The sequence below is a fragment of the Embleya sp. NPDC055664 genome (assembly GCF_053618075.1).
In genome coordinates this window covers 62,935-75,539 of record NZ_JBSHGZ010000038.1, presented here as the reverse complement: position 1 = coordinate 75,539, position 12,605 = coordinate 62,935, and the positions used below count along the sequence as shown (strand labels likewise).

Here is a 12,605-nt window from a genome sequence, read left to right as displayed (position 1 = left end):
CGTCAGCACCAGGCCTGTCGTTCCCGGCTGCGGGGGTCGTCGATCCGGATCCACTGGGCGTCGATGTGCATCGTGGCCCTGCGATCGGTGTCGTAGGCGTCCCAGCCGGGGTCGCCGGTGGCGGCGAACCGGATCCAGGTCTCGTGCATGCGGCCCGCGAGATCCGCCGCGGGCTTGTCGGGGCCGAGCAGGGCGTTCGGACCGTTCAGCTCGGGCCGGTCCGCGAGGTCGAAGACGAAGGGCAGCTCGACGGCGTGGTCCGTTTTTCGGTTTCCTGCTCGGCTCGGACGCGCAGCTGGTCGACCGGGCGCTCGCACCGGGTGCCGCCATGACGGACACCACCTGCCGGATCAGCGAACAGCACCTGCACGAACGCCTTGCGCTCACCGGTCTCGACGACGAACCGCACAGGCTCCCCGGCGTTTCGACAACATGCTCGATCGGCTGGAGAAGTCAATCGAGGGCCGGCGCTGCTTCGTCGCCAACACCTCACGCGAGCTGCGCAGCCCGCCGGCCGTGCGGCGACGGGTGGTCCACGCTTTCAGAGGGGGCCACGGTGGTGCGGTCGGGGTCCACGAGGGCGCGCCGTTTGTGAGGCGCTTTCCGATCGATGACCGGTGATCTGGATCAGGTGGGTCACGGTCTCGTGCGCGCGGGCGGCGGCAGCCGTGAGACGGGTGGCGCACTCCGGGACGTGGCCCGCCGGGAGACGTGCGGCCGTGGCGGCGAGGCTTCGTGCGTGGTACGCACCGGCCTCGAGGAGTTCCAGCAGGTGGCGGGCGCGGTGACGGCGGCGGCGCTGCGGATTGAGCGAATGGGTGAGAGGCAGACAGGACTTGCGGAAGGATTCCAGTGCCTGGTCGAGGTCGCGTGCCGCGCGGACCCGGCTCGTCGGGATCTCCGTGCCCGTGCTTCCGGCCGCGACGGTCCGAAGGAGGCGGTCGAGGACTTGCAGGAAGCCGATCAGTTCCTCGTCGCCGGCGCGGCGAACCGTGGTGGGAAGGACAAGGACGGCGGCAAGGATCCCGCAGGACACTCCCAGTGCGGTCTCCTCGACGCGCAGGAGCAGCACGTGCGTCGAGAAGGTGTCCATCAGCGCGAGCAGCATGCCGAGCGTGCCGGTGATGAAGAACGTCACGGCCCAGTAGGCGTGCGACGGTGTGTAGAACATTCCGAACATGCACAGCAGGAGCAGGATCAGGAGGACGGGGCCGTCTCCGCCGACCAGGGCGGCGAGGCCGTAGCCGAACACCACGCCGAGGACCGTGCCCGCCGGCCGCCGCAGGCTCTGCAGCAGTACCTCTCCAGTGCTCTCGTTCTTGATGAAGACGACCCATGCGGCCGCGACGGCCCAGTACCACAGGTGCGGCGACAGGAGATGACCGCCCGCGGTGGCGAGAGCCGAGGCAGCCGTCACCTGAAACGCCTGACGGGTGGCTCCCCGCTTCAGGCTTTCGGTGTCTGCGTCCCTGCGCGGCAGCGCCCCGAAGGCGGGTGAGGCGGGCTTGCGTGGAGGTGTCCGGTGTCCTGCCGGGCGGTCACGTGGGCCGAGAACCCGCAGGGCTTCGGCGAGTTCGTCGACCGCGGGGAAGCAGTCCAGCGCCGGGGCGGAGCCGGTCGGCCGGTCCGCCGGGCCGCCTTCGTACCCCTCCTCGCACCGCTCGGCCGCGCAAGCCGTTCCCACGGTGGGCCGGTCCCGGAGATCCCTGATGCGCTGCGCGAGCCGCTGTCGCGCCGTGATCCGCCTCGGCGAGGTCGCGTCCGTCGGCTCCGGCGAAGCGGGGCACCGCCCGCCGTCGCTCGCCGCGGGGGAGCCCCATTCTCTGCCCACCGCCGACATCTCGCGGGCGGACGCGGTCGGTTCGTCACGTCGGCTCGGCATGTGACGCGGGAGCACCGGGATCCCTGTCGGGAGCGTGCCCGGACGCGTTCGCACCCGCGGTGGCTTCGCCGCTCCTACCTCGTCCCCCTGCAGGAGGTGCGGGGTAGGCGGCCCGCCGGGAGTCCGCGGGCGGTCCCGGTGCGGTGTTCGGTTCGCTGCGGGACCCGGCGGGGCCGTCGCCCGCTCGGGTGATTCCCTCCCGGCTCGCGCGCTGCGCCGAGGCGGCACGCATCATCCGCGGTTCACCCACACGTTCACGTCCCGCCCGGCGACACGCCCTTGGTGGCCTGTGCGCGTTCGAACCGGCCGACGCACGGCGCAGCGGCCGAGGGCCGGGTGGGCCGGACCGGATGGTCCCGGCAAGGTGGTGTCGAGAGGACGTGCCGGGCGGCGCGGCGAGAGGCCGGGTCGGCAGCCGCGTGCGGTTCGGGTGACCGCGGTATTGCTTCGGCGGGTGCGGCCCGCCATGCTCGATGGAGCGCTGACTGTCGGTAGGCAAGGGGGTTGCCATGGGTGAGCATTCGAAACCGAACGACGGGAAGCCGGACGACACGCCGCAGCCGACCCGGGACCAGGACGGGCAGAACCCGGACGTGCAAAAGCCCGGCGGCGGCAAGCACAAGAAGCCGTGACCGCGCACGAGGACGCGCTGCGCGAACTCGACGCCCAGGGCGCGTTCTCCGGCGCGCCGTGGATACGTGAGGCGATGGACGCGGTGCGGCGCGAGGCGTTCGCCCCCGAGGTGATCTGGCGCGACGACGGCGACGTCTACATCCGTGTTGACCGGCGCACCGATCCCGCCGGGTGGTCCGCGATCGTGGACGGACGCGGACCGGTGGTCACCCAGGTCGACGACGGCGCCGACACCGAGCACGGCGAGACGGCGACCAGTTCGATCAGCGACCGGCTCGCCGTCGCGAGCTTCCTGACCGCCTTGGATGTGCACCCGGGGCAGCGGGTGTGGGAGGTGGGCACCGGCTCCGGCTGGACCGCCGCGCTGCTGGCCCACCGCGTCGGCCCGAGCGGGCGGGTGGTGACGGTCGAGATCGACCCCGTCCTCGCCGACGCCGCCCGCGCACGCCTGATCCCCTGGACGGACACCGTCGACGTCGTGACCCGCGACGGCGAGGACGCCGCCCCGGACACCGGGGCGGGCGCGGGGTGGGACCGTGTCCACGTCACCGCCGCCGTCACCCGACACCTCCCCCACGCGTGGATCGAACACGCCGTGCCCGGCGCGGTGTTGGCGGTACCGTTCTCCCCGCCCTTCGGGTCCGGCGGCTTGCTGCGCCTGGTCGTCGACGAACACGGCATGGCGAGCGGGCGGTTCGTCAAGAGCGTGGCGTTCATGCCCCTGCGCGGGCAACGCGGCCCCGGACACGAGGTGTTCGAGGCGATCCGCGCCGCACACCCGGCCCATGCCCGCACACCCGTGGACTGGCATCTCGCCGCCGTGTCCGCGGACGGCAACTACGTCCAGGCGCTGGCGCTCAAGCTCCCCGACGTGCACCGCGCCACCGCCGCGGCCGGTGCGAAGTGGTGGCTGCACGACGGCAAGGACTCGTGGGCCCTGGTCGAAGACACCCCCGACGCCGGACACGCCCTCCAAGGCGGTCCCCGACGGCTGTGGGACGAGGCCGCCGCCGTGATCGCCTGGCAGGACGACGCCCAAATCCACGCCTACGACTTCGGCATCACCCTCGAACCCGACACCCAATGGGCCTGGGCCGGCACACCCGACCAACGCTGGAGAATGTGAACCCACGGGCACGGCGGCGGAGCAGTGGCAGATCGACGCGGCCGAGAGCAGTATCGGCCCGCAACGGCCGGATCCGAACGGGTTCATCCCCTCGAAGCAATCCCTCGAGGAACGCATTCCCGTGGCGGCGTCCCGGGCGGAGTCCGGGGTGAACGGTGGAACGTCGCCGTCGGGCGTGGCCGCGTTGCCCGGCAATGTGTCGATGAACGCGTGCAGTCGCCGCCGGCGCAGGTGTTGCTCCACCCGGTCCCGGAGGAGGACTTCACCGCTGGAGTGGGACTCGCGCCACAGGGCGGCGACCTGCTCGAGGGTGTCGTTGCACGGGCCGTCGCCGTGGCCCGGGTCCGCGATCGCCTCGCTCTCGAGAACGCCGGGGATCTCGCCGGGCACGGGGCCGATGAGCATCGTGGTACGCCACACCGCGCCCGTCATGGTCACGGTCGGCGCCCCGGGATCGGAGGCCGGGTCGTGTGCGGCGAGGCCGGCCGGTGCCCATCGTGCCGTCGCCATATACCAGGTGTCCTCACCGACCCGGTGCGCGGTCCCGTTCGTCACGTCGATGAGCCTCGCCACGGGCGTGCCGACCCATTCGCGCAAAGACCCGGGGGTATCGGGTGTGATCCGGGCAGCTGCGTCCCGGCCATCTCGCTCATCGGCGGACGGAGGACTCGATTCTCTTGATCATGTCGGGCAGACTGCCACGGCCGGTGGGAGCCTGCAAGGCTTCTCAGGGGCGCATCTCATGGTCTGCCCGTTTGCCTGGCGGGCCGTTTCGGCTTGACGGGGCGGTGCCGCAGTGGCAGGGCCGCGATCGCAGTACCGCTCGTGTTGGTGACGAACTTCGCACCGGGGGGCGGGCGTTCCTTACGGACGATCAGTCGCGTCCCGGAGGGCCGTCCCTTCAGGACGTCGCCTGCGAGTTCGGCGACCCGGGCGCCGTCGCGGACCTGGCCGTCGGGTGCGAGCGCAGCCGTCCGGGACGGGGCCGGGATATGCGGCACCGCGTGGTGGACTGCTTCGGTGATCGTCATCCCGACCGAGTGGGACAGCCACCGGCCGCGCGCGGTCGGCCGGTTCAGGAACTCGTGGGTGTGGCCGGCGGGGTCGGTGCGGATCAGGGTCCGCCGTCCGCGCCGGTGGTGCTCAGGCAACTGTCCCAGCGCCGGGCGGGTGGTGGTGATGTGGTCGGCGGCGGTGTTGCTGCCCGCGTTGCCCGGTCGCGGCAGCCCGGCCACAGGTTCTCCGGACCCGGCCGCTCCGTGGCGGACAGGGGCTGCACCAGGCGCGAGACGGTGGGGTCGGAGGCCACCGGCCCGAACAGTTGCGGTTCGGCGCGCAGTACGGCCACGTCCGACAGGTAGTCCCCGCCCAGCGCCACCGCCAGGGCGAGGGCGAGGGCGAGGTCCGGTGGCACCTTGCCCGGATCGTGCACCACACGCTGTTTGCGCCACGGCGTCAATGCCGCCGATATCGCCGCGTCCGGACCGGACTTGCGAACGGTCTCCGGCAGGAGCACACCGCCGGCCTGCGAGACGATTGCGCCCCCGTCGCCCGGGCGCGGACAGGCGGATACGACCCGATGGCCTTCTGCACTGGGGAGTGCTTCTTTCGTTGCAGCTGAACAGGACCCTCGACAAGTCCCATCGTTGCAGGTCAGAGCACTCTCCATTTTTCTGATCAAGAAACGGACAGGCCGGCTCGCGAGGGCGCGCGGCTAGCCGTTTTCTCGGCCCGGCAGGGCAGCACCCTCCAGGAAGGCGTGATAGGCCTCGACGGCGTCCGGCTCGATTTCAGAGTCGGAGGGGCCGTAGCGGGTGTCGGTGCGGTCCCGCTTCGGCCCGGAGACCCAGAACTCCTCGTTGGTCTGCACGTCGTAGAAGTTCGCGTCGAACATCCCCGCCGCCCGGCGCAGTGTCCGGCCATGAAAGTACGCAGTGCTCCAGGTCTTCGAGAAGTCCACCCACCCGATCCACGAGGGTCCACGGTCGGTGTTGTAACCGGTCTTCGACTGCACGAACATCAGACGTCGAGGCATACGCTCAGGATCCAGCACAGGTCACACCCGCGACCAGCCATTTTGCGGGTCCTTACGCACCTCCGCCACCTCCGACAAGGGCTCGAACGGGTGGGCGGGGCCCGATGCGCTCGTTCACCTGGGGAGTGCTTCTTCCTTCGCATCACCGTCGCTCTCGCCCCGGCGCGAGGACTTCGAGTCGGCCCACGTAGGCGCTACAAGCCGGACCGCACCGGGTGGCGCAACGGACCCGGGGCGCTGCCGGGGCCGTCGAGATGCCGTTGGCGACCGGCACGCAAACGCGGACGCGTCGTGTCGGGTTCGTTCGTCAGGCTTCGAAGGCGTGCCCCATGATGGTTGCCGCCGTTGCGGGAGCGAGGCCGCGGTGATCGGTAAGCACTCTCGTGAGCATCGTCTTCGTCTGGTCGCGCCAGGCGTGCGGGTTTGCCGTCGGGGGGAGTTCTCCGATGCCGTCGAGGCCGGCCAGGCGGGCTTCGAGGGCCTGTGCGCAGGTGGTGAGGGTGCTCTCGGTGACGGCATCGATCGCGTGGACGGGTCGGGTCCCACGCCTGCGGCGAGGATGGTCAGGGCGGCGAGGCCCGCGAGGGCGTCGGGCAGTCGGTCGGGCCGGGCCGGGGCGGTGCGTCCGTGGGCGGCGGTGCGGTGCCGATCGCCAGGGTTTCGGGGGCGTCCATCGGTCGTGTTCGGCTGCCCACAGCACGTCGTCGGGATGCAACGGCAGGTCCACGACGTGTTCGCGCAGGAGCAATCGGATGCCCCGGCGAGCTTGTTCGAGGGTGAAGTCCGGTCGTTGTCGGTCTTCGGTGAGCACGTGCAGCAGTGCCACGGTGCCGAGAAGCTGGGGACGTCGATGGCGTGGAGGAGGGCGCGCATGGCCGCGTCGTCGCACCACAGCGGGGCGGCTTTGTCGACAAAACCCGGGCCACGCGCTCAAGATCCAAAGTCCCGGATCCTGCAAACCCAAGGGTCGACACATGACCGATCGACAGGTGAGGCGTTCGACCGACCCTTGGTGGAAGAGCCGATACAGCAGGGTGTCGTTGGGGTCGGGGATCGCGCGGACGGCGCCGGGGCGGTCTCGAACGATCCCCGCCGCGACACCGTCGGCGGCCCGCTCGATCGCGGTGCCCGGAACAGCGAGGCCCGGATCGGCGAACGGGCACCCGGTCGACACCACCACCTCCTCCGCCTCGCCCTCGCCGGTCGGATGGATCGGCGCTCCGGTCGAGCCGACGACCTGCCACCATCCACCGCGAAAACACACGCGCGCGCCGATCGGCACCGCCGGCCGACCCGCCGCGCCGCGTTCCCGCGTCTGTTCGCCCCACCCGCACGCGTCGTGTCTTCGCGGCGGAGGACGCCGGGACGCATTCGTGCAACGGCCCGTCCGGCGGCGCCGTCGAGCGCCTGTGCCATGGGGCGTGATCGGCGAATCGCAACAACGCGGTCAACGGCCGGGGGCCCGCAACCGATGTGCGCGCCTCGCCGGAAGCCCCCGAGAACCCGGGGTCGGCCGTGGCCGCGATACTGGGGCACGGCTTCAGTGCCGTGGTGGACTCTGATCCGTTATCAAACTATGACAAATTGGCCAAGTAATTGACATACATAATACCGCGGATAAGTCGCAGAATCACAGTCGTCGTGCAGCGCAGGCCGCAGGCGATTCCGTTGGTCGCACTCGGCGTGGCGGTCCTCGGATTTCTCGTGACCATGGAGACGTTCGCGCGTCGCTACGGCCTACCGGGGCCGATCACCAGCCAGGCGCGCGAGATGATATTCGCTCCCCGTTCGGGGCAGCTGCTGTATGCCGGTTTGACGTTGATGATGGTGGTACTCACCTGGCGGCAACGGTTTATTGCGGTGAGTGCGGCAATCGGCATCGACATCGCCTTCTGGTTGGTGCGATCGGCGGTCGGCGCCGAAATGAACTACGGCAACGGCGCGCTGTGGGTGATTTTCGGCTGTGCGATCTTTGCTCTCACGCGCCGCACCGGCCGGGAACGCGTCCTGATGCTCAAGGGCGCCGGACTGGGACTGCTGCTGGTGGCCGGCCACAAGACCGGCGCCACCTGGCTGCTCATCACGTCGGAGACCCGCCCGGCGGTGCTCGACCAGTACGTGGCGACTGCCGATCACGCGCTGGGTGACCCGTCGTGGGCGGCCGGCCGGCTGGTCGCGGCCACCGACCCGATCAGCTCCCATGTCCTCGGCACCGTCTATGGTCAACTTCCCCTGGCAGCAGCCGTCGTTGCGCTGTACCAACTTCGAAACGTAGTGGTCGAGCGCCGCTTCCCGGGCCATCATCTGGTGCGCACCTTCCTGGCCATCGGCCTGCTCGGGCCGAGCATCTACATGCTCTTCCCGGTGGTCGGTCCGGTCTTCGCCTTCGGCCCCGACGGCGGGGCCTGGGCAGTGGCCGACCTGTGGCCGAACACGCCGCCGTCGATCGGCGCTCCACTCTCGATGCAGTTCGACGAAATCACCCCTCGCAACTGCATGCCCAGCCTGCACACGGCGTGGGCCACCATAATTTTCGTCCACTCCCGCAAGGGCTCGCGGTTTATCCGATTCGCAGGAACGTTTTGGCTGATTGCCACGCTCGCGGCCACGCTGGGATTCGGCTACCACTACGGCGTGGACCTCGTGGCGGGTGTGGTCTTTGCGCTCACGATCGAGACCGCGACGCGCTCGCTCGACCGTGGCTGGGATTGGCAGGGAATTCGCCTGGTCATCCACGGCACGACGGTTTTCGCTGTGCTCCTGGTGGCGTACCGCTATCTGCCGACGGAGATGGCCCGATATCCGTGGGTGTTCGGACCACTGCTTATTCTGGCGATGGCCTCGGTCGTCTACGCCTATGTGCAGACCACCAATGCGTGGGACCCGAAGGCCGCACCGGCGGAGCATCTCCACGCAGTACGCCAAGAGGTTCCCCGAGGCAGTTCGTGAGTGGAGTGCTCCGATCTACCGGGGCGACCTTGTCCGGAGCCCGGCGAAGCAGCGAGGTTCGTCGGCCGGATGACCACGGTCTCGGCGGCCACGACGATCTCCTCGGCGCTCACGAGAGCGAGGTGGGAGAACGCCGTCCGCAACACGCTGCAGTCACCCGGGCGTTGATCTTCCACGGCCGGGTGACGCACCGTCGGCACTCCACAGAGAGGATGCTGTTGGTGATCCTTCGTGGGGTCGGTTCGTTCGCGAGATCGCGAGCTCGTCGCATAGTCGCTGGAAACGGCTCGGAACTCTGGGCGTTCGGTCGCGCATCGTGCCCGGGGTAGGCATCCGCTGAGCCGCTCGGTGTCGGTGCCGGCGGCGGTGAGGATGTGTTGGACGTGTGTCTTGGCGATGCCACGGTAGCGACAGTCCGTATCCCGTGGGCTCGGACGGTCTCGGAGATGCTCGCCTCGCAGCCGGCCCGCATCGTGTATTGCCGCCGCCATTCCGGGGTCTGCCGTTCGCGGCGGGCTCGGCTCTGGACCTCGTGCAGAAGCCGGGGCATCAGGGTCGGATGACGTCCGTGGCCACCGGTGTTGCCAGTGCACCGGAACCGGTCCTCGCAGGCCCTGCAGGCGGCTTTGGGGATCACGACCGAGAACCGGGGCTGCTGATCGCCGAGCGTGGGCTTCCACGGCGGACTGGTGATCCCACGCGGGCGGATCGCGGTGCGGTTGTCCCGGTCGAAGGTGAGGTCCTTCTTGGTGAAACCGGGTCGGGGGGCGCGTGGATCGACCCGGACCGGACCGGGCCGGGCCGGTCAGGTCGATGCCGTGCGTGGCAGCCGCGTGCCGGACCGTCTCCGCGCCGACGTAGCCGGCGTCGACCAGGTGCTCGGCGGGGCCGGTCGGCGGGCGACGGGAGCCGTGTGGATGTCGTCGAGCGCCTCGATGTCCTGTTCCGGGGCGGGCGCGGTGGCGACGTCACGATCACGTTCGACCCGCCCGTGTCGCAGGTCTCGGTCGGGCGGGCGCGGTAGCCGACCCACGCGGCCTTGCCGGCCTTGTGGCAGAACCGGGCCTCGGGAAGATGCAGCGCCTCCTCGACAGTCGAGCACGGCCTCCGCCGCTACGAGATGCCGGCCAAGATCGGCGTCCACCCGTACGACCACGTCTTCTACCACGCCATGCCGGCCTACCTGCCGGGGCCGGGGATCGTGGGCATGAAGTGGATCGAGTGCTACCCGGGCAACCCGCGCACGTTCGATCTCCCCCAGACCACCGGGCTGCTCGTCCTCAACGACGTGGACAGCGGCGTGCCGCTGGCCGTCATGGACTCGGCGTGGCTGACCGCGATGCGCACCCCGGCGGTGACGGTCCTGGCCGCCGCGGTGCTGCATCCCGACGCCACCACGTTCGCCATGTTCGGCTGCGGCGTGCAGGGCATCGAGCATGTCCGCTACGCGGCCCTGGCGATGCCCCGGTTGGAGACCGTCTACGTCTACGACACCCACGAGGCAGCCGCGGACGCGCTGATCGCGAAGCTGCAGCCGGAACTGGACCTGCGGATCGTCAAGGGTGAATCACCCGAAGCGGTCACCAAGAGCGCACAGGTGCTGAGCTCGGCCACGGTTATCCTGCGTGAGCCGCTCGTGGTGGTGAAGGACGAGTGGGTGACCGCCGGTCAGACGATCCTGCCGTGTGACCTGAACACCTTTTGGGATCCGCGCACCGCCCACCGCGCCGACAAGTACATCGTCGACAGCATCGAGGAACACGAACTGTTCGCGTCGATGGGGTACTTCCCCGACGGCCTGCCCGAGGTCGCCGCCGAGACCGGCGAGGTGTTGGCCGGTGTGAAGCCCGGGCGGGAGGACGCCGACGAGATCATCGTCGACAGCAACATCGGCATGGCCGTCTGCGACATCGCGGTCGGTCACGCGCTCATGCACCGTGCGCTGGAGCACGGCGTCGGCGTGCGACTGCCCCTGTGATCCGCAATCCCGGGACAGGCAAGGCGGCGCCTGTCGGTAGCCGGATCTCCCGGTCCGGACGCGACCGCCAAAAGCCGCCGCAGACACCAGCGAACCAACCGCCCCTTCACGCCACCGCGCCCGATCCGGCAGTGGACGCCCCCGATCGCGGGCCGGCGAGAGGAGTCACCGCCATCACCCGGGAACTTGGTCGTGCCCACCGTGCAACGCCGACCACGAGATCGCGAAACGGCTCGGCCTTCCCTCAGCGGACGCACCGCGCGAGTTCCGTGCGTCCCGCAACCACCGGTGCGGCCTTGGTCGGCCTGCACGGCCCGGTGGAGCTCCGAGGTCACCGGAACCGTGTCCTCGTCGCAAACTGCCAACTGGCGGCGAGCGGGCGGCTACCCGCGTCGTCGCTCGCCACCGAGCGGCCCGGTCGTTCGGACAGCACCTGGACCAGGGACTGCCGGTCGGACCGAGAGGTGTCGCAAGGGCGGTGTCCGTCGGCGCCAGTGTCCGGCCGTTGGGCGGACAGGGTGCATTTCCAGGCCGGGCGCCCGCCACCACGGTTCGATCGGTGGCCGTCCGGGGTCGTAAGGTCAGGGAGGAAACACGGATGAGTACAGACGTCGTGGTGATCGGCGCCGGCGTGATGGGTTCCTCGATCGCTCTCGAACTCGCCAGAGCGGGGCGGCGGGTCACCGTGGTGGACAAGGCCGGCGGCGTCGGCCTGGGTTCCACCAGTGCTTCCAGTGCCGTCGTGCGGTTCAACTTCTCCACGCACGCCGGAGTGGCCACGTCGTGGGAGGCGCACTTTTGCTGGCGGGCATGGGAGGAGCATCTGGGTTGCGTGGTCCCGGACCCGGTACGTTTCGTGCGCTGCGGGATGGCCGTGCTGGACGTGGACGCCGCGCCGCGCGGGGTCTACCTGCCGCTGTTCGACGCGGTCGGGGTGCCGTACGAGGAGTGGGACGCGGCCACCCTGGCGGCCAGGATCCCGGGCCTGGATGCCGGGCGGTACTGGCCGCCCAAACGACTGGACGACGACGCTTTCTGGGCGGCGACCGACGATACGCTCGGCGCCGTCTACACCCCCGACGCGGGGTATGTCGGCGATCCGCAACTGGCGGCGCTGAACCTGGCCGCCGCGGCGGAGCGACACGGCGCCGAGTTCCGGTTCCGGCGCATCGTGACCGCGGTGGAGTCGGCCGGCGGGCGGGTGACCACCGTGGTGCTCGACGACGGGTCCCGGTTGGGCTGTGCGACGGTGGTCAACGCGGCCGGCCCCTGGTCCGGGCGGATCAACGATCTGGCCGGGGTGGGCTCGGACTTCACCATCGGAGTCCGCCCCCTGCGACAGGAGGTCGGCCACCTTCGGACGCCCGGCGGCTTCGGCGGGGAGGAGTCGGTCGGGATTGCCGTGGCCGACATGGACCTGGGGGTGTACATCCGCGGCGAGGTCGGCGGCGGGCTCCTGATCGGCGGGACCGAGCCCGAGTGCGACCCGCTCGAGTGGGTCGACGATCCGGACGCGGTGAACCCCAACCCGACGTCGGCCGTGTTCCAGGCGCAGGTGACCCGGGCTGCCCGGCGGTTGAGCGGGTTGACCGTCCCGAATCGGGCGCGCGGTGTGGTCGGGGTGTACGACGTCACCGACGACTGGACGCCGATCTACGATCGGACCGACCTGGAGGGCTACTACGTGGCCATGGGCACCAGCGGCAACCGGTTCAAGAACGCCCCACTGGTCGGGCAAATGATGGCCACTCTGATCGACCGGGTGGACAACGGCGCGGACCACGACGCGGATCCGGTGTGCTTCGTCGGCCCGCACACCGGCGAACGCATCGACCTGGGCGCGTTCTCCCGACTACGCAGCATCAACACCGCGAACTCCGGAACCGTGCTCGGCTGAGCCGGGACGGGCCGCCGCGCCGGGCATGCCGACCTCGGCAGACCAGTTCCACTTGCCAGTGGCCGGGTCGAACGCCGCCACCTTTTCCCGCTCGCCGGCGGGCTG

At 70.3% G+C, this 12,605-nt stretch carries 8 protein-coding genes and 2 pseudogenes; 5 read left to right on the top strand and 5 right to left on the bottom strand.

Annotation, left to right across the window (positions count from 1 at the left end; translation table 11 throughout):
* Window positions 1-2: 2 nt before the first annotated feature.
* Both ACWGR4_RS39540 and ACWGR4_RS39535 read right to left on the bottom strand, forming a co-directional pair.
* Window positions 3-260: pseudogene (locus tag ACWGR4_RS39540) on the bottom strand (carboxylesterase/lipase family protein); the annotation flags it as partial.
* Window positions 261-541: 281 nt separating this feature from the next.
* Complete coding sequence (locus ACWGR4_RS39535) at window positions 542-1,417, bottom strand: FUSC family protein (protein WP_452129012.1); 876 nt, start codon at window positions 1,415-1,417, stop codon at window positions 542-544.
* Between the two features lie 974 nt (window positions 1,418-2,391).
* On the opposite strand from ACWGR4_RS39535, the gene ACWGR4_RS39530 reads away from it, so the two are divergent.
* The gene (locus tag ACWGR4_RS39530; RefSeq protein WP_380004877.1) at window positions 2,392-2,514 is read left to right on the top strand and encodes a hypothetical protein; all 123 of its coding nucleotides are present in this window, start codon (window positions 2,392-2,394) and stop codon (window positions 2,512-2,514) included.
* The gene (locus ACWGR4_RS39525; protein WP_452129011.1) at window positions 2,511-3,641 is read left to right on the top strand and encodes a hypothetical protein; all 1,131 of its coding nucleotides are present in this window, start codon (window positions 2,511-2,513) and stop codon (window positions 3,639-3,641) included. The genes ACWGR4_RS39530 and ACWGR4_RS39525 overlap by 4 nt, the downstream gene beginning before the upstream one ends.
* A 785-nt stretch (window positions 3,642-4,426) precedes the next feature.
* On the opposite strand, the pseudogene ACWGR4_RS39520 reads toward ACWGR4_RS39525, so the two are convergent.
* Both ACWGR4_RS39520 and ACWGR4_RS39515 read right to left on the bottom strand, forming a co-directional pair.
* A pseudogene (locus tag ACWGR4_RS39520) lies at window positions 4,427-5,234 on the bottom strand (transposase); the annotation flags it as partial.
* Window positions 5,235-5,355: 121 nt separating this feature from the next.
* Window positions 5,356-5,676, bottom strand: coding sequence for a hypothetical protein (locus ACWGR4_RS39515; RefSeq protein ID WP_452129010.1), 321 nt, complete (start codon window positions 5,674-5,676; stop codon window positions 5,356-5,358).
* A gap of 1,683 nt (window positions 5,677-7,359) precedes the next feature.
* On the opposite strand from ACWGR4_RS39515, the gene ACWGR4_RS39510 reads away from it, so the two are divergent.
* A complete protein-coding gene (locus tag ACWGR4_RS39510; protein ID WP_452129031.1) occupies window positions 7,360-8,625 on the top strand; it encodes a phosphatase PAP2 family protein in 1,266 nt (421 codons plus the stop codon).
* Between the two features lie 109 nt (window positions 8,626-8,734).
* On the opposite strand, the gene ACWGR4_RS39505 is transcribed toward ACWGR4_RS39510, so the two are convergent.
* Window positions 8,735-9,319 (bottom strand): transposase, encoded by a 585-nt coding sequence (locus ACWGR4_RS39505; RefSeq protein WP_452129030.1) that lies wholly within the window; start codon window positions 9,317-9,319, stop codon window positions 8,735-8,737.
* Window positions 9,320-9,664: 345 nt separating this feature from the next.
* Between ACWGR4_RS39505 and ACWGR4_RS39500 the strand changes: the two genes are divergently transcribed.
* Window positions 9,665-10,603, top strand: a complete 939-nt coding sequence (locus ACWGR4_RS39500) for an ornithine cyclodeaminase family protein (RefSeq protein WP_452129009.1) — start codon at window positions 9,665-9,667, stop codon at window positions 10,601-10,603.
* A gap of 598 nt (window positions 10,604-11,201) precedes the next feature.
* Window positions 11,202-12,500, top strand: coding sequence for an NAD(P)/FAD-dependent oxidoreductase (locus ACWGR4_RS39495; protein ID WP_452129008.1), 1,299 nt, complete (start codon window positions 11,202-11,204; stop codon window positions 12,498-12,500).
* The last annotated feature ends 105 nt before the right edge of the window (window positions 12,501-12,605 follow it).